At 73.1% G+C, this 21771-nt stretch carries 15 protein-coding genes; 2 read left to right on the forward strand and 13 right to left on the reverse strand.

Going from position 1 to position 21771, the window contains the following annotated elements; translation table 11 throughout:
* Nucleotides 1-3 precede the first annotated feature (3 nt).
* The 3 genes from ACZ7JA_RS16185 to ACZ7JA_RS16195 all read right to left on the reverse strand — a co-directional run bounded on the left by ACZ7JA_RS16185 (nt 4) and on the right by ACZ7JA_RS16195 (nt 3217).
* Nucleotides 4-834 (reverse strand): carbohydrate ABC transporter permease, encoded by an 831-nt coding sequence (locus ACZ7JA_RS16185; RefSeq protein WP_389302686.1) that lies wholly within the window; start codon nt 832-834, stop codon nt 4-6.
* The gene (locus ACZ7JA_RS16190) at nt 831-1829 is read right to left on the reverse strand and encodes a carbohydrate ABC transporter permease (protein WP_351666724.1); all 999 of its coding nucleotides are present in this window, start codon (nt 1827-1829) and stop codon (nt 831-833) included. Before ACZ7JA_RS16190 ends, ACZ7JA_RS16185 begins: the two co-directional genes overlap by 4 nt.
* A 107-nt stretch (nt 1830-1936) precedes the next feature.
* Nucleotides 1937-3217, reverse strand: coding sequence for an extracellular solute-binding protein (locus ACZ7JA_RS16195; RefSeq protein WP_351666722.1), 1281 nt, complete (start codon nt 3215-3217; stop codon nt 1937-1939).
* A gap of 317 nt (nt 3218-3534) precedes the next feature.
* Between ACZ7JA_RS16195 and ACZ7JA_RS16200 the strand changes: the two genes are divergently transcribed.
* Nucleotides 3535-4332: a GntR family transcriptional regulator gene (locus ACZ7JA_RS16200; protein ID WP_351666720.1), complete on the forward strand. Its 798-nt coding sequence runs from the start codon at nt 3535-3537 to the stop codon at nt 4330-4332.
* 108 nt (nt 4333-4440) lie between these two features.
* On the opposite strand, the gene ACZ7JA_RS16205 is transcribed toward ACZ7JA_RS16200, so the two are convergent.
* From ACZ7JA_RS16205 to ACZ7JA_RS16215, 3 genes are all read right to left on the reverse strand, one after another.
* On the reverse strand, nt 4441-6009 hold the full coding sequence (locus ACZ7JA_RS16205; protein WP_389302692.1) for an MmgE/PrpD family protein: 1569 nt from the start codon (nt 6007-6009) through the stop codon (nt 4441-4443).
* A 94-nt stretch (nt 6010-6103) separates the two neighbouring features.
* A complete protein-coding gene (locus tag ACZ7JA_RS16210; RefSeq protein ID WP_351666716.1) occupies nt 6104-6472 on the reverse strand; it encodes a nuclear transport factor 2 family protein in 369 nt (122 codons plus the stop codon).
* Nucleotides 6473-6533: 61 nt separating this feature from the next.
* Nucleotides 6534-7484 (reverse strand): diacylglycerol/lipid kinase family protein, encoded by a 951-nt coding sequence (locus ACZ7JA_RS16215; RefSeq protein WP_351666714.1) that lies wholly within the window; start codon nt 7482-7484, stop codon nt 6534-6536.
* A gap of 307 nt (nt 7485-7791) precedes the next feature.
* Between ACZ7JA_RS16215 and ACZ7JA_RS16220 the strand changes: the two genes are divergently transcribed.
* Nucleotides 7792-8670 carry a maleylpyruvate isomerase N-terminal domain-containing protein gene (locus ACZ7JA_RS16220; RefSeq protein WP_470808797.1) on the forward strand — a complete coding sequence of 293 codons (879 nt, stop codon included), beginning with the start codon at nt 7792-7794 and terminating at the stop codon, nt 8668-8670.
* An 81-nt stretch (nt 8671-8751) separates the two neighbouring features.
* Here the strand turns inward: ACZ7JA_RS16220 and ACZ7JA_RS16225 are convergent, their stop codons facing one another.
* The 7 genes from ACZ7JA_RS16225 to ACZ7JA_RS16255 all read right to left on the reverse strand — a co-directional run bounded on the left by ACZ7JA_RS16225 (nt 8752) and on the right by ACZ7JA_RS16255 (nt 21768).
* Nucleotides 8752-10209: an MFS transporter gene (locus tag ACZ7JA_RS16225; protein WP_351666710.1), complete on the reverse strand. Its 1458-nt coding sequence runs from the start codon at nt 10207-10209 to the stop codon at nt 8752-8754.
* 71 nt (nt 10210-10280) lie between these two features.
* Nucleotides 10281-11300, reverse strand: coding sequence for a ketoacyl-ACP synthase III family protein (locus ACZ7JA_RS16230; protein WP_389302699.1), 1020 nt, complete (start codon nt 11298-11300; stop codon nt 10281-10283).
* A 161-nt stretch (nt 11301-11461) separates the two neighbouring features.
* The gene (locus tag ACZ7JA_RS16235) at nt 11462-12481 is read right to left on the reverse strand and encodes a ketoacyl-ACP synthase III family protein (RefSeq protein ID WP_389447999.1); all 1020 of its coding nucleotides are present in this window, start codon (nt 12479-12481) and stop codon (nt 11462-11464) included.
* 96 nt (nt 12482-12577) lie between these two features.
* Nucleotides 12578-13345 carry a thioesterase II family protein gene (locus ACZ7JA_RS16240; protein ID WP_389302814.1) on the reverse strand — a complete coding sequence of 256 codons (768 nt, stop codon included), beginning with the start codon at nt 13343-13345 and terminating at the stop codon, nt 12578-12580.
* Between the two features lie 29 nt (nt 13346-13374).
* The gene (locus tag ACZ7JA_RS16245) at nt 13375-14376 is read right to left on the reverse strand and encodes an LLM class flavin-dependent oxidoreductase (RefSeq protein WP_403681481.1); all 1002 of its coding nucleotides are present in this window, start codon (nt 14374-14376) and stop codon (nt 13375-13377) included.
* 38 nt (nt 14377-14414) lie between these two features.
* On the reverse strand, nt 14415-16028 hold the full coding sequence (locus tag ACZ7JA_RS16250; protein WP_389447997.1) for a fatty acid--CoA ligase: 1614 nt from the start codon (nt 16026-16028) through the stop codon (nt 14415-14417).
* Between the two features lie 22 nt (nt 16029-16050).
* Nucleotides 16051-21768, reverse strand: coding sequence for a type I polyketide synthase (locus ACZ7JA_RS16255; protein WP_470808801.1), 5718 nt, complete (start codon nt 21766-21768; stop codon nt 16051-16053).
* Nucleotides 21769-21771: the final 3 nt, after the last annotated feature.

Here is a 21771-nt window from a genome sequence, read left to right on the forward strand (position 1 = left end):
GCGTCATCCCTTCACGGCGCCGTCGGTCAGACCGCTGACAGCCTTGCGTTGCAGGAAGATGAACAGGATCAGGATGGGCAGGGCGAACAGGGACGAGGCTGCCATCGTCGCCCCCCAGTCGTCACCGAACGCGGTCTGGAACTGGGACAGCCACAGCGGCAGGGTCTGCTTCTCGATGTCCTTGTTGAGGATCAGGACCAGCGGGAACTCGTTCCACGCGGTGATGAAGCCGAACAGCGAGGTGGCCATCAGACCGGGCGCGAGCAGCGGGAAGATCACCCGGACGAAGGCCTGGGTGCGGGTGCAGCCGTCGACCATCGCCGACTCCTCCAGCTCCTTCGGCACGGCGGCCACGTAGCCGCGCAGCGTCAGGACGGTCAGCGGCAGCACCATGATCGCGTAGAAGACGGTGAGCGGGACCAGGCTGTCGAGCATGTCGTTGTCGCGGACCAGCATGTAGATGGCGATGACCATGACCTCCCAGGGCGCCATCTGCGCCAGCATGAAGGTCACGATGAAGCCGCGCCGCCCCCGGAACCGCATCCGGGCGAGCGCGAACGCGGCGAACAGGGCGATGACGAGCGACAGCAGCACCGCGCTGACCGTGACGGTGACGGAGTTGAGGACCAGGGTCCAGAAGTGGTCGGCGTGCACGGCCTTGGAGAAGTGGCCGGCGGTGACGTTCGTCGGGAACCAGACCGGGTTCTCGGAGATGATGTCGCCGGTCGGCTTGAAGGCCGTCGCGAACATCCAGTAGACGGGGAACACGAAGCCGGCGAAGAGGACGACGGCGGTCGCGTTGGGCCAGACACGGCCGAAGACGGAGCGCTTCACAGCTCGTCCTCCTCTTGCTTGAGCACCATGCGCAGGTAGTACGAGGTGATGACGAGCAGCACCAGGATGGTCAGGAAGGAGATCGCCGCGCCGACTCCGAAGTGCTGGTTGCCGACGCCCTCGACGAAGGCGTAGATCGGCAGGGTCTCGGTGAGGCGGTCGGGGCCGCCCTCGTTGATCGCGAAGATCTGCGGGAACGCCTTGAACACCCAGATGACCTCGAGGAACGTCGTGGCGTAGAGGAACGGCCTGAGGAACGGGAAGGTCACCGAGGTGAAGCTCTTCCACGCGCCGGCGCCGTCCAGGGACGCGGCCTCGTACAGCTCCCTGGGGATCGTGGTGGTGGCCGCGTACAGGTTGATCGCCACGAACGGGATCGACTGCCAGACGATGAGCAGCGTGATCACGGAGAAGGTGGAGAGCTGGGAGCCGAACCAGTTGTAGTCGGCCATGGAGTGCCAGCCGAGCTTGTCCAGCACCCAGTTGACGACGCCGAAGCGCTGGGCGAACAGCCACTGGTAGACGGTGGTGGCCGCGATGACGGGCATGGCCCAGGCGAGCACCAGGCCCAGCAGGAGCAGCAGCCGCATCTTCCTGCCGAGGCGGGCCAGCAGCAGCCCGGTCAGGGTGCCGAGCAGCATGATCAGGACGACGTTGACCGCCGTGAAGACCACCGACCGTTCGACGACGTGCCAGAAGTCCGAACCGGACAGGACCTCTGTGTAGTTGTCGCCGCCGTTCCACTCGGTGAGGTGCTGGATGAGCTGGCGCGGGTTGAGGTTCTGGAACGACAGCATGCCGTTCTTCACCAGGGGCCAGCCGAGCAGGATCAGCGTGGCCAGCAGCGCCGGCAGCAGGAGCAGATAGGGAGCCGCGGCGCCGCGGCGGGCCGACGGGGCGGAGCCGCCGTCCTCACCGCCGGGCGGCGCCGGCACCCGGGCCTTGTGGACAGCGGGCTCCCCGGCCGTGTCCGTGCCTTCGGTCTGCACTGACATGAGTTGCCATCTCTTCCGTGACCGTACGGGCTGTGGGCTGTACGGGCGTTACGGGCGGTACGGACGACCGGGCCGGGGGCGTCGGCGGACGCCCCCGGCGCGGATCGTCAGTTCTGCTGGGCCAGGCGCTTGTTGATCTCGGCCTCGACCTGCTTTGCGGCGGCCGCGGGGGACTTACCGTTCAGCACCGCGGTCATGTAGGACTTGATCGGGTTGGGGGTGTTCTCCACCGCGGCCCACTCGGGGATCAGCGGGGTGGTGCCGCCGGCCGCGGCGCCGGGAGCGGCGGCCTCGGCGGCGCCGTTGCCCTTGAGGTTGCTCTCCAGCGACTCCTTGTTCGGGATGACGCCGTTGAGCTTGGCGAGCTGGCCCTCGTACTGGTCGGACAGCGCGATCTTCAGGAACTCCTTGGCCAGGGCCTGGTTCTTGCTGCCCTGGGCGACGGCGAGGTTGGAGCCGCCGAGGAAGACGCCCTCGGGCTTGTCCGCGCTCTCGCCCGGGATGGTGAAGTAGCCGAGGTCCTTCTCGATGGACTTGTTGGCCTGGATCGCCGTGCCGGCCTCCCAGCCCATGCCGATGAAGGCGCCGGTCTTGCCCTTGGCGAAGACCGTGGCCTGCTGCGGGGTGGCCTCGTCCTTGTCCTTGGGGGCCTTGGAGTAGCCGGCGTACTTCTTGTAGAGCTCCATGGCCGCGGAGACCTTGGGGTCGCCGAGGTTGGAGACGTACTTGTCGCCCTGCTTCTTCACCAGGTCGGCGCCCTGGCCGATGGTCAGGCCGTCGAAGAAGTACCAGTTCTGGCCGGGCAGGTAGAGCGGCTCGGCGTCGGTCTTCTTGCCGATGGCGTCCAGGTCCTTGAAGAACTCGTCCCGGGTCTTCGGGGTGTCCTTGATGCCGGCCTTGGCCCAGATCTTCTTGTTGTAGATGACGACGCGGTTGGCGAAGTACCAGGGAGCGGCGTACTGCTTGCCTTCGTACACCGAGGACTGCGAGACGGACGGGGTCCAGTCCGAGCCGATCTCCTGCTTGAGGTCGCCCAGTTCGGCGAGGCCGCCGGTGGCGGCGTAGGCCGGGGTCTGGGTGTTGCCAACCTCGATGACGTCCGGCGGGTTGGACTCGGAGAGGGCGGTGGTGATCTTCTGCTGGATCCCGTCCCACTTCTGGATCTCGAACTTCAGCTTCGCGCCGGTCTTCTTCTCGAAGGCCGCCTGCACGTCCTTCGACCACTGCGGCGGCGCCGAGCCGTCCATCGTCCAGACCGTCAGGGTCTGGCCCTTGAAGCTGTCCGGTCCCGCGTTCTTGCCCGTGTCCTTGTCGTCGTCGCCGCCACACGCCGAGACGGAGACCATCATGCCCGCGATCACGATCGCGGCAGCAAGCTTGCGCTTCACGCCACCCTCCTCAGGGATGCCACTAATCCCCCCACGCCCTCGGCGGTGACCTGCGTACGACGCTGTTGCACGTAGGGCTCGGGACCCGGTCACTAATGGTGTAGACCAGTACGGTGGAGCTTGGCCTAGACCTTTTTGAGTGTCAAGGGCGGTTCGGAAAGGCGTTCCGGCCGTTACGAGAAAGTCACCGGAGCGCGTTCGTCCCCTTCCGGCCCGGTCGACTTACTGGACTAGACCTCTCGGGCCAGTTGGACTAGACCATAGGGCGGTTGGTCGCTATAACGGGAGCTCCACCCCCCACAGCCGGGAAGGCAGGCATGGCCACCGACGTCAGCAGCGCCCAGCACCCCAGGGGGGTGCCCGGCCGCACCGCGCGCGTGCCGAAGTACTACCGGATCAAGCAGCAGGTGCTGGAGATGACGCGGGCCCTCGAACCCGGCTCGGCGATGCCCGCGGAGCGCCTGCTCGCCGTCCGGCTCGGCACCTCGCGCACCACCGTCCGGCAGGCGCTGCAGGAGCTGGTCGGCGAGGGCCGGCTGGACCGCATCCAGGGCAAGGGCACCTTCGTCGCCCAGCCCAAGCTGTACCGGACCCTGCAACTCACCTCGCACACCGAGGACATGCGCGCCCAGGGCCTGGAGCCCGCCTCGCAGGTGCTGGACATCGGCGAGGTGCCCGCGGACGCCCGGCTGGCCGCGCTCCTCGGCATCGACGCGGGCGAGCGCGTGCTGCGCATCGAGCGGCTGCGGCTGGCCAGCGGCGACCCGATGGCGATCGAGGCGACCCATCTGTCCGTACGGCGCTTCCCCGGGCTGCGGCACTCGCTGGCCACGTACCCCTCGCTCTACACGGCCCTCGCCGAGGTGTACGGCGTGCACCTGGCCGAGGCCGACGAGACCATCGAGACCTCGCTGTCGACGCCGCGCGAGGCCCAGCTCCTCGCCACCGACGTGGGCCTGCCGATGCTGCTGCTGTCCCGGCACTCGCGGGACGCCGACGGCACCCCGGTGGAGTGGGTCCGCTCGGTCTACCGGGGCTCGCGCTACAAGTTCGTCGCCGCGCTCCGCCGCCCTGCGGCCGGACCGTCGGTCCTGTCCGCCCGCGAGAACGACTGACGTCCCCGCGCGGCCGCGCGGGGTGTGCCGGCACCGCCGGCCAAGCCGGGTGAACCGCTTGATACTGCGCCCGTGCACCGCGCGTGGACGGTGCGCGGGGTGAGGCGGTCAGTCCAGGAACGCCGTCTCTATCCAGCGGCGTACCGCCCGCGGGCGCATCCGGTGCAGGCCGCCGACCGTGTCGGCGACCTCGTGGGAGCCGCCCACCGCCAGGAACTTCTCCCGTACCAGTGCGGCGTGGTCCGCCCGGGTCTCCGGACCGGCGGCGCCGACCGGGATCAGCCGGGTGCGGGAGATCGTACGGCCGTCCGTCAGCCGTACGGTGACGCGGGCGCCGGTGGCCTTGGTGGAGCGGGAGAAGTCCCGGTCGTCGGCCTGCAGCGCCCCGACCAGGTCGACCAGCTCGTCGCCGCCGAAGCCGCGCAGCCACGGTACGGCCGAGTCCCCCGCCTCGCGCACGGCCTCGCCGAACGGCGCGTCGGACAGGAACAGTTCACGGGTCATCTCGGTGTCGTGCTCCAGCCGGATCCGCTTGGCGAGCGCCCAGCGGTCGAGGTCGTCCACGGCGGGCGAGGAGAAGTCGTCCACCGAGAACTCGCCGGTCAGCAGGGTGGTGGCCACCGGGTAGGGCACGTCCAGGACCAGCGCGCCCAGCGGGGAGCCGGGGCCGGTGACGTAGCGGGCGGCCCGCTCCCCCGCGAACAGCGTGTACAGGGAGGCCTCGACCACCACCTCGGCCACGTCCCGGGGCCGGAGCGCGCCGAGTTCACGGTGGATCTCGGCGGCGCAGTCCACCGCGGCGTCGATGCCGGGGCCGCCGGGGTGCATCTTGAACGAGAGGGTGTCGGTGTGCCAGCGCCGGCCCAGCCCCTTCGCCACCGCCTGCGGCAGCGGCACGGTGGCGAACCGGGCCAGGAAACCGTCGCTGTGCTCCATGATGTCCGGCGCCCCGCGCAGCCCCGCGTACGCCGCGTCGCAGGCGTCCATCGCGGTGCGCACCGGGGTGAAGGTGTTGAACAGACGGGCGTCGCTGGCCAGGAAGGCGCGCATCAACGGCCAGTTGGGCATCGCGAAGGCCAGTCCGAAGGCGTTCTCGAAGAGGCTCGCGGAGGCCCGGTCGCTGTGCAGCCGCCCCGCCACCGCGCCGGCCAGGTGGGTGTGGACGGCGCTCTGGCCGCGCAGCGGGCCGAGGGTCGCGGAGGCGGTGATGCGGGCCGCGCACTCGTTGGCCGCGACCACCGCGGTGAGCAACGAGAGTCCGTCGAGCCCGCGGGCGTAGGCGAAGGCGAGCGGGACCGCGACCGTGGAGTTCGACAGGTGCCCGGCGTAGGCGGTGTCGTCCAGGTTGAGCCATGATCCGAGCGCGGCGAACACGCCGGCGGCCTGCCGGGGGTCGCGCTGCATGGGGTGCCCGAAGGCCGCCACCAGCTTTCTGCCGAGGGGGTGCTGGAGGCCGGCCCGGATGGAGGCGATCTGCGACAGCACCTGGCTCGCGGCGAGCTTCAGCACCCGGCACGGGACGTGCTGCGGGCGCAGCGACGCGGCCCAGTGCGAGAGTTCCCGCAAGGGGGTGTCGGCCGGTGCGCGGCCGGGGGCGGCCCGGGGCAGGGTGTGTGCCTGCTCGGCCCAGTCGGCGCACAGGGCCTGGGCCACGCTCTCCCCGAGGACAGCGGTCATGAGGCGGCTACCTTCCTTGCCGTGCGTGCGTCGGCGGTGTGCGCACGAACGCGGGAGCACCGGCGGTCCCGGTGCTCCCGCGCTGGGTGCGTGCTCAGGCGGCCGGGACCTTGTCCAGGAAGCCGTAGACGCCCTGGATCTTGCCCTGGTCGTTGGTGACGAGGACGTCGAAGCCGATGGCGATCGGCTCGGCGCCCGGCTCGGTCACCAGGCCCCACTGGAAGCGGGCCTGGTTGTGGTGGGCGTCGACGGTGCCGTGCAGTTCGAAGGTGAGGCCCTTGAACTGGTCGCGGGCGCCGGCCACCACGGCTCCGAAGCCCTCGTGACCCTCGACCGCGGCGAGCGGGTCGATGTACGGAGCGTCGGCGGTGAACAGCTCGGCGATGGCCGCGGCGCGCTTGTCGGCGTCCGCCTCGTTCCAGATGTCGAGGTAGCGGGAGACGGTGGTGGTCAGGTCGCTCATGCGGGCGTTCTCCTTCGTGTCTTGCTTACTTGTGATTCCGGCAGGTGGCTTGGTACGGGCTTCAGGGGGTGGCGGGCGCCCAGACCGGGAGGGCTCCGGGGAGCACCTCGAAGGTGGCCGAGTCGCCGATGCCGTGCTGGTACTCGCCGTCGTGCTCCAGCGGCAGCCGGTGGCCGTCGGTGCGCTCGACGGTGATCCGGCGGCCGCGCGCGTACACGGTCGCCGGGTGGTCCATGTGCGCCGCCTCCAGCGTCAGTCCGGGCACGTCGGCCGCGGGGACCTCGCCGCCGATGACGCAGACGTCGAGCAGTCCGTCGTCGAGCAGCGAGTCGGGCAGCACCTTGAACCGGCCGCCGCGGTAGGGGCCGCCGCCGACGTTGGCGAGGACCGTGGGGCCCTCGTGCACCACGCGGCCGTCGACGGTGACCCGGCCCGGATAGGGCGCGTAGCCCGCGGCCGTGTCGGCGAAGGCGCGGGCGTAGCGCTCGCGTCCGGTCAGCGGCAGCTCCCGGGCGGTGATCAGCGCGTCGGCGATCACGCCCGAACAGGCGCCCAGATAGACGTAGTTGCGGGTCTCGGCGAGGCGGGCCAGGTCGAGCCGGCGCAGGCGGGCGCTGCCGCCGATGCCGGAGTCGGTCAGGACCGCCTTCAGCGACTCGGTCCAGGGGCGGTCGCCCCACAGCATCTTGTAGCCGGAGTTGCCGGTGCCGCCGGGCACGACGGCGAGGGTCGCCCGGCCGGTCGCGGGGACGAGCCCCTGGACGACCTCGCGGACCGTGCCGTCACCGCCGATGGCGACGACCAGGTCGGGTGCGCCGTCCCCGCGCTCCAGCGCCCGGCGCACCGCGCCGGTCGCGTCGCCGGGCGCGCTGGTCAGGTGGACCTCGGCGCGGTCCAGGCAGGACTCGCACAGCTCCGCGACCTGGCGGACCAGTTCGGGGCTGTGACTGCCGGAGGCCGGGTTTGCCACGATCAGGGCCCGGGTCGGCCCCGGGGCTGCGGTGTCTGCCATGACGAGCGTTCTCCTCACGTCGGACGCGCCGGCGCAACCGGCACGGCAACGATGGGGGGTGTCCCCGCCGCGGGCGGACGCGGGCCACGGATGCGGCCCCGGCCCCGGCGAGGAGGAGCGTGCGACGGGGATGACTCTGCCAAGTGCCGCTGACCCGTCTCTGACACGCGCCTGACGCCGCAAAGCGGGTTGCCCGGAATGATCAGTAACGTGTCAGTGTGCCCGGTTCGAATGGGCTGGATGCCCCGGCGGTCCGCGGATCTCCGGGGACAGAGCCGTGCACGTTCACCGACCGGAGTAGGACCTCATGACCGCACAGACGTACGTTCCGCTGCCCATGGACCGCTGTACCTCCGAACTCCGCCGGGAGGCGGCCCGCTTCGCGGACGCCGCCCGGGACCTCCCGCTGACGGAGCCGGTTCCGACCTGCCCCGGCTGGACACTGGGCGACCTGGTGCGGCACGTGCGCCAGGGGCACGAGTGGGCGACGACCATCCTGGCCACCCGGAGCACCGAGTTCGTCCTCCCGGGCGGCGGCGGGGCCGGCGCCGACGACGACGGCACGAGCTGGACCGAGCGGGTGGCCGGGCTCGGGGCGCGGGAGTCCGCGGCGGACAGCCGGCTGCTGGACCCCTCGTCGCGGGCGCGGTTCGTCACCGAGGGCGCCGAGCGGCTGATCGAGGCGATCGGCGGCATCGGCCCCGAGGTGCCCGTCTGGGCGCCGCACGGTAAGCAGAACAAGGAGTTCTGGCCGCGCTGGGCGATGTACGAGACGACCGTGCACCGCGCGGACGTGGACCTGCTGGCCGGCCGGCCCTTCGAGCCGGCCGCCGACGTCGCCCTGGACTGCGTGGACTTCTGCCTGGTGGCGTTCGGCGTGCCCGAGGCCGGGCCGTTCCACTCCCCCTTGTTCGCCGAGGTGCCGCGCGGCGGTGAGACGCTGGGCTTCCGGTCGGCCGCCGGCGCTCCGGGCCGGGTCTCGAACTGGCTGGTGACCTGCGCCCCGGACGGTGTGCGGGTCGTCCGGGACGCCCCGGAGGGCGCCCCGGCCGACGTCACCGTGGTCACCTCCCCCGCGGACCTGCTGCTCGTGGTGAAGGGGCGGCTGCGGCCGGAGGGCCCGCGCGTGACGGTGACGGGCGACCGCGAGCTGCTGGACTTCTGGCTGAGCCACGCCGTCTCCTGAACCGCGGGCCACGCGTGGGAGGGCGGGCACGCCGTCGCGTGCCCGCCCTCTCTCCGTGACCCCGGCGGGGCCCCGCCGCGCTCAGGAGGCGGGGACCGGCTTGGGACGCGGGATGAGCTGGACCAGCGCGGCCACGGCGAGCGCGAGCGGCGCCAGCAGGTAGACGCTGGCCTTGAAGGCGTCGGCGTAGGCGCCGGGACCGGTGCCCTGGCCGAGGACGTGGTAGAAGACCACGCCGACCGCGGCCACGCCCACCGCGCCGCCGACCTGCGCGGCCGTCGAGAGCACGCCCGAGGCGGAGCCTGCGTAGCGCGGGTCGGTGCCGGCGAGGGCGATCGAGGCCAGCGGGGCCATCACCATCGCCATGCCCGAGCCGCCCACCAGCAGTCCGGGCACCAGCCAGGCCACCGCGCCCTCGGTGCCGATGTGGTCGACCGCTTCCCAGAGCCCGCCGAGCCCGGCCAGCAGCACCAGGGCGCCCACCGCGAGGACCTGACGGCCGAGCAGGGCCGCCACCTTGCGGGCCAGCAGCGAGGTGGCCAGGAAGCCCACGCCGAGCGGCAGGAAGACCAGGCCCGACTCCAGGGCCGTCAGCCCGACCCCGGCCTGCAGGTAGAGGGCGAGGACCAGGAAGAAGGACGCCATGCCGGAGTAGTACACGACACCGGTGACGACGCCGACCGTGAACGGCCGCTTGTGGAACAGCACCGGGTTGACCAGCGGGCTGCCGCCGGTGTTCGCCAGCCGCCGCTGGTACACCGCGAACAGCAGGAGCAGCACCGGCGACGCGGCCAGGCACAGCCACGTCCACAGCGGCCAGCCCTGCTGCTGGCCCTCGGCGAGCGGCAGGACCACCGCGACCAGGCCGGCCGAGACCAGCACCATGCCGAGCGGGTCGAGGTGCGCCCGGCCCTCGGCGCGGGACTCGGGGATGAGCCGCGGTCCGAGCAGCAGCGCGGCGACGCCGACCGGCACGTTGACCAGGAAGCAGGTCCGCCAGCCGAGGCCGGCGATGTCGGCGTGGATCAGCAGACCGCCGATGAGCTGTCCGAAGACACCCGCGAGGCCCATGGTCAGGCCGAACGCGTTGAAGGCCCTGACCCGGGCCTGGCCCGCGTAGGTGACGCCGATGATGGCCAGCACCTGGGGGCCCATCAGGGCGGAGGCGAGACCCTGCGCGATGCGGGCCACGACGAGCTGCCCGGCGGTCGGCGCCATGCCCGCCCAGGCGGAGGAGAGGGTGAACAGCGCGACGCCGAGCAGGAACATCCGCCGCCGGCCGTACAGGTCGCCGAGCCGGCCGCCGGTGATGAGGCCGGCGGCGTAGGCGAGGGCGTATCCCGCGACCACGAACTCCACCGCGGAGGCGCTCGCGTGGAGGTCGCGCTGGGTCTCGGGGATGGCGACGTTCACGATGAACACGTCGAGCGTGATCACGAACGTGCCGACCAGGATGAGCGGCAGCGTCGCCCAGTGCGGGCCGGCCGGCGCCCGCTCCCGGGTCTCCGCGCCGGCTGTCCGCGCTTGCTGCAGGGACATGGTTGACGGTTCCTTTCTTGTCCTGCGGGTGCCCGGCCGGCACGGCGGACCGGAACCGGCGTGCACGCGCGCTACTGCCAGTCGGGGACGTCGAGGATCTCGACGACGGCGGCGGAGAAACTGAAACCGGCCCCCGCCGCCACCATGAGGACGAGGTCGCCGGGGCCCACGGCCCGTTGTGTGACGAGGTGTTCGAGGCCGAGGAACTGGTCGCCGGCGCCGATGTGGCCCACCCGGCGGCCCAGGTCCCAGGTGCTCTGCTTCTCGGTGAAGCCCAGCACGTCGTAGTTCTCGGGGTACTCGCCGCGGTGTATCAGCGGGGTCACCACGCGCGATATGTCCTCGGTGGTGACGCCCGCGTCGGCCAGCGCGCCGGCCGTGGTGCTCTTCAGCCCGGCCTCGATGCGCTCCCAGGAGCCCTCGGCCTCCGCGGTGACGGCGTGCTGGCGGCCACGGGCGCGCAGCGGCACCGGCATCTCCCGGCCCGGTATGGCGCCGAACGGCTCCAGGCCCCGGTTCCAGCGCTCCAGCGAGTTGTCGGCGCCCACGCGTGCGGAGAGGACCCGGGCGAAGCCGCCGCGCCCGGACAGCAGCATGGCGCTGCCGCCGTCGGCGAAGATGAGGTTGAGCTGCACGTTCCAGCGGTCGACCCACGGCGGCGCGAAGTTGTCGCCGCTGGTCAACAGCACCGCCTCGGTGAACCCGGCGGCGATCTGCCCGGCCGCCAGGGTGAGCGAGCCGAGCCCGGCGTTGCAGCGCTGCTGCAGCTCGAAACCGGCGGCCGCGCGGCCCACGGTCTCGTTGGCGACGTACGACGCCGCCGGCCACATGTCGTGGCCCTGGTAGCCGCACGTGGAGTGCAGGACCAGGCCGACCTCGTGGCCGTCCGATCCCGCCCGCTCCAGTGCCAGCCGTCCGGCGCGCACCGCCATCTCGGGCCCGGAGACGCCCTCGGCCACCGTGATGGACTCGTAGCCGAGGTTTTGGTGCTCCTCGTCGACGAGGCCCGCGGCGACGGCCTCGCCCAGCGGGCGGGCGTGCGGGAGCCACGAGGCGGCGGAGGCTATGTACAGCTCTGTGTCCAGCTTCATGTCTTTCCGATCCTTCGCTCAGGGGTGGGGGGGTGGCATGCCCTGCCCGCCCGCGCGCGGACGGCGGCGGTCTCCCGTGTGCGTCGGACGGCCACTGTCCCGCAGCCCGCTGACGCGGCGCTGACGCGCCGGCCGGGCGGGCCGCGGGACAGCGGCGCTCACTACGGCCAGTCGGGGACGTCGAGGATCTCGACCACGGCGGCGGAGAAACTGAAGCCCTCGCCGGCGGCCACCAGCAGGACGAGGTCGCCGGGGCCCACGGCCCGCTGCCTGACGAGGTGTTCGAGGCCGAGGAACTGGTCGCCCGCGCCCATGTGGCCCACCCGGCGGCCCAGCTCCCAGGTGCTCTGCTTCTCGGCGAAGCCCAGCAGCTCGTAGTTCTCCGGGGACACGCCCCGGTGGATGTGCGGTACGACGGTCCGGGCGATGTCCTCGGTGGTGACGCCGGCGTCGGCCAGGGCGCGTGTCGTGGTGTCGAGCAGGCCGGCCTCGAAACGCTCCCAGGAGCCCTCGGCCTCGGGGGTGAGGGCGTGCTGGACCCCGCGGTCGCGCAGCCGCAGCGGCAGTTCCCGGCCGGGCGCGGTGCCGAACGGCTCCAGGCCCCGGTTCCAGCGCTCCAGCGAGTTGTCGGCGCCCACGCACAGCGAGACCACCCGGGCGAAGCCGCTCCGCCCGGACAGCAGCATCGCGCCGCCGCCGTCGGCGAAGATGAAGTTGAGCTGCACGTTCCAGCGGTCCACCCACGGCGGCGCGAAGTTGTCGCCGCTGGTCAGCAGCACCGCCTCGGTGAACCCGGCGGCGATCTGACCGGCCGCCAGGGTCAGCGAGGCGAGCCCGGCGTTGCAGCGCTGCTGGACGTCGAAGCCGACGGCGGCGCGGCCCACGGTCTCGTTCGCCACGTACGACGCCGCCGGCCACATGTCGTGGCCCTGGTAACCGCACGAGGAGTGCAGCACCAGGCCGACCTCGTGACCGTCCGACCCCGCCCGCTCCAGTGCCAGCCGCCCCGCGCGCACCGCCATCTCGGGCCCGGAGACGCCCTCGGCCACGGCGATCGACTCGTAGCCGAGGTTTTGGTGCTCCTCGTCGACGAGGCCCGCGGCTACGGCCTCGTCCAGCGGGCGGGTGCCGGGCACCCAGGCCGCTGCCGAGGCTATGTACAGGTCGTGGGGTGCTCTCATGTGTCTCTCTCTTTCGCTTCTCGGGGCGCCGGCGCGGCTCGCTCCGAGCGCGTGGCAGCGGCCGGCCCGGTCGGCCGCTGCCGGTGGAACGGGTGCTCAGGCCGGCTGGGTCGCGGCGATGCGCTGCAGCCGGTGGGCGAAGTGGGCGGTGACGGACTGGGCGTGGGTGTCGATGTAGAAGTGGCCGCCCGGGTACTCGTTGTGGCCCAGGTAGGCCGGGGTGCGCCCGGCCCAGTGGGACATGGCGTCCGGGTGCTCCTGGAGCGGGTCGGAGCGGCCGCCGTAGGAGGCGAGCGGGCAGTTGACGCCGGCGCCGTCGTCGTCGTGGTCGGCGGCGACCCGCAGGTCGGCGCGGAGCGCCGGCACCACGAGGGCGAGCATCTCGGGGTTGTCGTAGATCTCCGCCGGGAAGGACCCCAGCTTCTTGATCCACTCGACCATCTCGGGCTCGGGCATCCTGCTCTGCTCCTCGGTGGGCTTGAAGAAGCCCTGCGGGGACCAGCCGGAGGTGCCGACCATGAGGGGCGACGGGCCGCCCTCCTCCTCCATGCGGATGGTGAGCCGGAACGCGAGCTGGGCGCCGAGGCAGTGCCCGAACAGGGCGAACGGACGGTCGTCGAGGTCGTCGAGCACGGCCTCGTGCAGCGCCTCGAGCAGCGGTTCGAACTCCTCGTACGTCTGCTCCTCGCGGCGGTTGTGCCGGCCGGGCAGGGTCACCGCCTGCGGGGCGATGTCGGGCGGCAGCAGGCGCTCCCAGTCGCGGTAGATGATGGCCCCGCTGCCCGCGTGCGGCAGCATGAACAGCCGGATCGAGGCGTCGGGCGAGGGTTCCGCGGGGTGGAACCACTGCCCCGCGCGGGACATGTCCTGGCCGACGGAGGCGATGGCACTGGTCACGACTGGGTGCTCCCAACGGTGGGGCCGAGGGCGCGTACCGCGGGCAGCAGCACCTCGGCGATCTCCTTCAACTGCGGTTCGGGGTCGAGGGATCCGATCCGTACGACCAGGTGCCGGGCGCCGGCCCGGACGTACTCGCCGAGCCACTCGGCGCACTTCTCGGCGCTGCCCCAGGCGTAGGCCTGGATGGTGCGCATCTGGTCCAGGGAGCGGCCGTAGTAGTGGCTGATGTAGTGCTCCAGTTCGGCCCTGGCCGCCGTCTCGTCGCTGTTCACGGTGACCGTGGCGTACAGCGCGGGGGTGACCGCGCCGGCGCCGCGCCCGGCCTCCTCGGCGAGTTCGGCGATACGGCGGCGGGCGCGGCCGTACGCCTCGACGTCCGGCAGGAACGGCAGCCAGCCGTCGTAGCGGGTGGCGGCGCGGGCGAGGACCTTCGGGGTGTCGCTGCCGGCCAGCCACAGCGGGGGGCCGCCGGCGACGGCCGGGGAGGGCAGCCGGTCCAGGTGCTCGGCCTGCCAGAACCTGCCCTGGAAGTCGGTGGGTTCGCCGTCCTCCCCGGAGCGCCAGGCGGTGCGCCACAGCGCGGTGATCTCGTCCAGGCGGCCCACCCGGCCCTGGAAGGAGGCGCCGACCGAGGCGAACTCCGCCTCCGTCTCGGGCATCGGGAAGCCCGAGCCGAGGCCGAGGACCAGCCGGTCAGCGGCGACATGGCTGAGGCTCGCGACCATGTTGGCGCCGATCAGCGGGTGGCGCAGGGCGGGGGTGAGGGCCGCGGTGCCGACCGCGATGCGCTCGGTGGCCGCCGCCGCGGCGGACAGGACGACGAGCGGGTCCAGGCGGGGGCGGGCGGTGAGGGAGTCCCCGGCCCACAGCGAGTCGAAGCCGAGCGCTTCCGCCTGGCGCGCGAAGTCCAGCAGCGGCGCGGCCGCGTAGGCGCCGTTGATGGCCTGTTCCCGGGTGGGGAGGAGGATGCCGATCCGCAGGGGCTCGGTGCTCATGGTCAGGTCCCTTTCGGGCATGGGGTGCCGGTTCGGTGTCATACGGTGCTCGCGAGCGGGTCCCGGGCCGGCGCCGCGAGCTGTTCCCGCACCGCGCGGCGAAGGATCTTGCCGGAGGGGTTGCGGGGCAGCGTCTCGGCGAAGTGGTAGGTGCCGGGGATCTTGTAGTCGGCGATCCGGCCGCGCAGGGACAGCAGGAGTTCGCGCGGGGTGGCCTTGGTCCCGGGCCGCAGGACTACCACCGCGTGCACGCTCTCGCCCCAGCGCTCGTCGGGCAGTCCGACCACGGCGGCGTCGGCGACGGCCGGGTGCGCGGCGAGCGCCTTCTCGACCTCGGCCGGGTAGATGTTCTGCCCGGCGACGATGATCGTGTCGTTGATCCGGTCGCACAGGTGGAGGTAGCCGTCGTCGTCGAGGTAGCCGGCGTCGCCCATGTGCAGCCACTCCCCCACCAGGGTGCGGGCGGTGGCCTCCGGCAGGTTCCAGTAGCCGAGCATCCGGGACGGGGCGCGCACGCAGATCTGGCCGATGGCACCGGCCGCGAGGGTCTCGCCGTCGGGACCGATCACCTTGACCTCGTTGCCGGGGCAGGGTTTGCCGACCGAGGTGAGCACGGTGCTGCCGGGGTGGTGCGCCTCGGGGGGCAGGCAGACCGCGACGCTGCCGGTCTCGGTGCTGGCGTAGATCTGCGCGAACTCGCAGCCGAAGGTCTCCAGGCACTGCTTGAGCAGCGTCTCGGACATCGGCGCGGCGCCGTACGCGATCTTGCGCAGGGAGGCGAACGCCTCGGGTCCCGCGCCGCGTTCGGCGGCCATCGCCTGCAGCATGGCCGGTGCGGCGAAGGTGGTGGTCACCCGGTGGGCGCGGATGAGCCGCACCGCTTCCTGCGGGTCGAACTGCGGCATGATCACGTTGGTGCCGCCGGCGTTGAAGGTGTGCAGGAACCAGCCGATGCCCGCGACCCCGAAGCCCGGCAGGGAGATCAGGCCGACGTCCTCGGGCAGCCAGTCGATCCAGTCGACGCCGCGCTCCCGGCTGGCGTGCGGCAGGGTGAAGAAGCTGCGGTGGGCGAGGACGGCGCCCTTGGGCAGGCCGGTGGTGCCGCTGGTGTAGATCTGGATGACCGCGTCGTCGGGGCCGGTGCCCGGGGTGAGGTCGGTGTCCGGCCGGCTCGCGGCCCAGGCGGGCAGTCCGGCGCCGCGGGCGGGTTCGCCGTCGGCGTCGGTGCCGTCGACGCGGATCACCTTGCGCAGTCCGCGCAGCTGGTGGCGGACGGTGGCGACGGTGTCCCAGAACTCGTCGTCGACGAAGATCAGGGCGGCGCCGGAGTCGCGCAGGATGTGGTCCACCTCGCCGGCCGTGAGCCGCCAGTTGACCGGTACCAGGACCGCGCCCGCCTTGGCGCAGGCGATCATCACCAGGTAGTAGTTCTCCGACTCGCGGCCCAGGTAGGCGACGCGGTCGCCACGCCGGACCCCGCAGGCGCGCAGGGCGTGCGCGGCGCGGTTGCTGTCCCGGTGGAACTTCTCGTAGGTGGTGACGCGGCCCTCGCAGACGATCGCCGGATGGTCCGGGCGGCTGCCGGCGTGGGCGCGGGCGGAGTGGTGGAGCGTCCAGCGCTCCCTCGTTATGCCACTGGTGATGTCAGTCATGGTCGTGTGTCCTTGTCGTCCGTCACGCTGCCGGTGCCGGGCCGATCCGCTCGCCGAGGAAGCCGGCGAGCTGCCGTACCGTCGGGTGGTCGTGGGTGAGGGAGGCCGGCAGGGGCAGCCGGAAGGCCTGCTCCAGACCGGACCTGACCTGCTGGGCCATCAGCGAGTCCAGGCCCAGCGACACGAACTCGGTGTTCGGATCCAGTTCGTCGCCCTCCTCGAGGTGCAGCACGGCGGCGACCTTCTCCCGGACCACGGCGGTGACGGCCGCGGCGCGGTCCGCCGGGGACAGGGCGGCGAGCGCGGCGACGTCGAGGCCGCCGTCGTCCTCGGCGGCCCGGCGGGCCAGGCGGTCGAAGAACAGGTCGCCGGTGACCCGGCCCGCCATGTAGCGGTCCCAGTCGAAGTCGCCCACCACGCGCTGGCCGCGCGGCTGGTCCCAGAGGCCGACCAGGGTGTTCAGCGCCCGGGTGGGCGAGAACAGGTGGACGCCGCCGCGCTCCAGCTCCTGGATGAGGACGTCGTTCATGCGGGAGGACATGCCGACCCGGGACCAGGAGCTCCAGTTGAGGGCGAGTCCGGGCAGGCCGCGGCGGGCGCGCCAGTCGGCGAGGCCGTCGAGGGCGGCGTTGCCGGCGGCGTAGTGCCCCTGGGCGACGAAGCCGCCGAGCACCGAGGAGACCGAGGAGTAGACGACGAAGAACTCCAGGTCGGGGAAGGCCTTCTCGGTGGCCTCGTGGAGCAGCCAGCCGCCGTAGGCCTTGGCCTCGAGCTGGTCCTCGATGGACTCCCAGGTCAGTTCGGAGATCAGCCGCTCGTCGTAGGAGCCGCCGGCCGCGTGCACGATGCCGCCCAGGGGGCGCGGTCCGGCCTCGATGTGGCGCACCAGCCGGGCGACGTCCTCGGTACGGCCGAGGTCGGCGCGGACGATGTCGACCTCCGCCTCCTCGGCGAGGCCGGCGAGCAGTTCGGCGGCCTCGGGGGCGGGCCGGCCGCTGCGGCTGACCAGGGTCAGGTGCCGGGCGCCGAGCTCGGCCAGCTTCCGGGCGGTGGCGAGGCCGAGGCCGCCGAGGCCGCCGGTGACGAGGTAGGTGCGGTCGTCGCGCAGGGCGGCCGGCCGCCGCTCGGCCGGTTCCGGCCGAGCGGCGGCCGGGTCCTCGGGCAGGGTCACCCAGACCGGGCCGGCGGGGGCGGCGAGGGCGGTGCGCAGTGCCTCGCCGGTCTCGTCGAGGCCGAAGTGGGGCGCGCCGTCGCCGGGTTCGGGCGCCGGGGCGTGCACGACGGCCGTAGCCGGCACGGTGAGCGTGGAGCGGAAGGTGCCGTCGTGGCGGACCAGGACCTCGTCGCCCGGCGTGAAGCCGGTGCCCGCGGCGGCCGCCAGGACCGTGCCGTGGGCGGTGCGGCCGAGCACGGGCGGCGGCACGTCCTCGCCTTCCTCCTCGTGCTCCTCGCGGTCGGCGCGGCCGGTGTCCAGCGCGGTGCGGGCGTCCTCGGCGGTCAGGCCCACCAGGCGGACGCGGAGCTGCACCTCGTCCTCGGCGGGCGCCCGGCCGGTGACCGGGGCGGGCGCCAGGTCGGACAGGTCGCCGGACTCGGCGGCGCGCAGTTCGAAGTCGCCGCTCCAGTTCAGCGCCTCGTCGCCGGCGAGCAGCCGGCGCACGTAGCGGCGGCCGGACCGGTAGGCGACCTGGTACTCGCCGGCGGGCTCGGCGCGCCACTCCTCCAGCAGCGGTTCCAGGCCGCCGCCGGGGGCGAGGTCGACCAGGGTGGTGCGCAGCTGCGGGTACTCGGTGAGCAGCACCCGGCCGAAGCCCCACAGGGTGGCGGCGGCGAGGTGGCCGCCGTCGCCCGCCGGGTCGCCGGGCAGCGCCTGGGCGCCCTGGGTGACCAGCCACAGCCGCGGCGGCCGGGAGAGGCCGGCCGCGTCCAGGACGCCGACGGTGGCGAGCAGTTCGCGGTAGTTGTCCTCGGACTCGGCGCGCAGCCGGTCCACCGACATCTCGCCGGGGCGGGTGCGCCAGACGCGGACGACGTCGGTGACGGTCGGGTCGTCGAGCGCGGACTTGAGCTCGGCGGGGTCGGCGAGCCGGGTGACCTTCAGGCCGGGCTCGCCGGCGAGTCCGGCGGCGCGGGCGGCGGCCGGGTCGAGCAGCACGACGTGCCGTTCGGCGGGCGCGGCCCCGGTCGCGGGCAGGGCGCGGCGGATCCACTCGGGGCGGTGCAGGAAGCGGCGGCGGCCGGTGCGGTCCTCGGGGCGGGCCAGCCGGACGCCGAGGAGTTCGGCGACCGGGTCGCCGTTCTCCAGCAGCAGCACGTCGGCGAGGCGGCGGTCCTGCTCGCCCCGGACCCGGGCGAGGACGCGCAGGTTCTCGCCGCGCGGCTTGCGGAAGTGCCGCACGGAGGCGATCTCGCGGGGCACGAACACCGGGCCCTCGGGGTCGAGGACGACCAGCGCCTGGGCGGCGGCCTCCAGCAGTTCCGCCGGGACGTGCTCGACGGCGGTGGCGTCGCGGCCGGTGAGTTCGGCGCGGAGCACGCCGTCGCCGTGCCGGGTGACGTGGTGGAGCAGCCGCATGCGGGGGCCCGCGGGGCGGCCGACGGAGGCGAGGTCGGTGTAGATGTCCTCGTCGTCGATGCGCTGCCCGGCGGGGGCGAGCGCGGCTTCCAGCTCGGCCAGCTCGGAGACGGGGACGAGTGCCTCGCGGCCGGCGGCGACCGTGGCGGTGGCGTGCGGGTTCTCCTCGCCGCCGACGACGGTGAACACCTCGATGTCGGCGCCGCCACCGGGGCGCGGCCGCCAGCGGGTGGTCAGGGTGAGGGTGGTCTCGGCGGGCAGCTCCAGCGGGGCGAGCAGCCTGAGGTCGCGGATCGCGGAGCGGGCGTGGCCCTGGACCGCGTCCTGCGCGGCGAGCAGCAGGTCGACGTAGGCGCCGGCGGGCAGGACGGCGCGGCCGCCGTCGGCGAGGTCCGTGAGGGCGCCGAGCTCCTCGGCGGTGAACTCCGCCGTGAACTCCCGCACCCCGCTGGCGAACCGCTCCTCGGTGCCGAGCAGCAGGTGCCGGGCGCTGCCGCCGCCGGCGGAGCGCCGGGGGGTGACGGAGGGCAGCCAGTAGCGCTTGCGCTGGAAGGCGTACGTGGGCAGGTCCACCTTGGCGGGGGTGGCGTGCCCGGCGTGGTAGCCGTCCCAGGAGACGCCGAGGCCGGCGGCGTAGTAGTCGGCGAGCGCGGTCAGGGTGGTGCCCGTGGTGGTGTCGCGACGGCGCAGGCTGGCCAGCCACACGTGGTCCTCGACGGTGACGCCGCGGCGGGCGAGCGCGGTGAGCGCGGCCTGCGGGCCGATCTCGATCAGGGCGTGCCGGCCGCGCTTGGCGACGGCGCGGATGCCGTCGAGGAAGCGGACGGGTTCGCCGATGTGCCGCACCCAGTAGTCGGCGTTGCCGATCTCGCGGAGCCGGGCCAGGCGCCCGGTGACGTTGGAGATCAGGCTGATCTTCGGCTCGTGGAAGACGATGCCGTCCAGGGCGGCCCGGAAGTCGTCGTAGACCTCGGCCATCAGCGGCGAGTGGAAGGCGTGCGACACGGTGAGCCGGTCCACCCGGAAGCCGCGGCCGGCGAGGATGCCGGTGACCTCGTCGAGGGCGGCGGTGGCGCCGGAGACGACGGTCTGGTCGGGGGCGTTGACCGCGGCCAGCGCCAGGTCGTCGCGGCCCTCGAGCAGCGGGGCGACCTCGTCGGCGGGGGCGGCGACCGCGGCCATGCCGCCCTCGGCGCGCACCGCCTGCATCAGCCGGGCGCGGGCGGCGACCAGCTTCACGGCGTCGGGCAGGGTGAACAGGCCCGCGACGGCGGCCGCGACGACCTCGCCGATGCTGTGCCCGATGAGCACGTTCGGGCGTACGCCCCAGGCCATCCACTGCTGGGCGAGGGCGTACTCGAGGGTGAACAGCGCGGGCTGGGTGTACTCGGTGCGGTCGATGGCGTCCGGGTCGGCGGCGGTGCCGAGCAGCAGCTCGCGCACGGAGCGGCCGAGCGGGCCGGCGAAGAGGCGGTCGCACTCGTCGACGTGGGCGCGGAAGACGGGCAGCGCCTCGTAGAGGGCGGCGCCCATGCCGGCGTACTGCGAGCCCTGGCCGGTGAACATGAAGGCGGTCTTGCGGATGCCGGTGGGGCCCTCGGGCTCGGCCTCGGCGGTCCGGTCCAGCAGCCGGGCGAGGGCGGCGCGGTCGGCGACCGGGGCGGCGACCCGGTAGGGGTGGTGGGTGCGCGCGACGTTCGCGGTGTACGCCAATGCCTCGACGGGCAGCGCGGGCTGGTCGTCGAGGAGCCGCCGGTACCGGGCGGCCTGTTCGCGCAGGGCGCCGGCGCTCTTCGCGGACAGGGTGAACACCGGTGCGGCGTACGGGAGTGAGGACTCCTCGCGCTCGGCCGGCTCGGGCGCCTCCTCCAGCACGACGGCGCCGATCGTGCCGGCGAAGCCGAAGCTGTTGACGACGGCGCGCTTCACCTCGGCCCGCCACGGCTCGCACTCGGTGGGCACGCGCAGCGGGTACAGGTCCCAGGGGATGCGCCCCGAGGGGGTGTTGAGGCCCACGTGCGGGTAGACCGTGCCGGAGCGCAGCTGCAGCACGGTCTTGATGACGCCGACGATGCCGGAGGCCGGCTCCATGTGACCGAGGTTGGTCTTCACCGAGCCGACCAGCACCGGCCGGTCCTTGGTGTGGGAGTCGACGAACACGTCGCCGATGGCGCCGAACTCGATGGGGTCGCCGAGCGGGGTGCCGGTGCCGTGCGCCTCGACGTAGGAGATGTCCTCGGGGCCGAGGTGGGCGGTGGCCAGCGCGGCGCGGATGACCTTCTCCTGGGCGGGGCCGTTGGGCACGGTCAGGCCGGCGCTGTCGCCGTCCTGGCCGACGGCCGTGCCGCGCACCAGGGCGAGGACCCGGTCGCCGTCGCGCTGGGCGTCGGAGAGCCGCTTGAGGACGACGATGCCGCAGCCCTCGGCGCGCGCGTAGCCGTCGGCGGCCTCGTCGAAGGTCTTGCAGTGGCCGTCCGGGGACAGCATCTGGGCGTTGGAGAACATCACCGGGATGCGCGGGTGGTGCAGGGCGTTGACGCCGCCGCACAGCGCGATGTCGCTCTCGCCGGCGCGCAGCGCCTGCACGGCCAGGTGCAGGGCGACCAGCGAGGAGGAGCAGGCGGTGTCGACGCTCATGCTCGGGCCGCGCCAGCCGAGGAAGTACGACAGCCGTCCGGACAGCGGGAACATGGTGATGCCGGAGGCGAGGTGGCCGTCCAGCTCCTCGTACGGCAGGGAGTCCAGCTCGAGGGCGTAGTCGATGGAGCTGGCGCCGATGTAGACGCCGCCGTTGCCGCGGCGCAGCGGGGCCGGGTCGATGCCGGCGTGCTCCAGGGCCTGCCAGGCGGTCTCCAGCAGCAGCCGCTGCTGGGGGTCCATGTAACGGGCTTCCTTCGGGCTGATGTTGAAGAAGCCGGCGTCGAACAGGTCGATGCGGTCGAGGAAACCGCCGGCCTTCGCGATGATCTTGCCCTTGTCGTCGGGCCCCTCGGGCGTGAACGCCTCGACGTCCCAGCGGTCCCGGGGGATCGGCCCGATTCCGCTGCGGCCCTCCCGCAGGAAGGCGTCGAACTCGTCGGGCGAGCCGCTGCCGCCGGGGAACCGCAGACCGATTCCGACGATCGCGACCGGTTCGGGCGCCTGCTCTGATTCCTTACGCGGCATGGA

It is taken from the genome of Streptomyces sp. NPDC038135 (genome assembly GCF_055601245.1).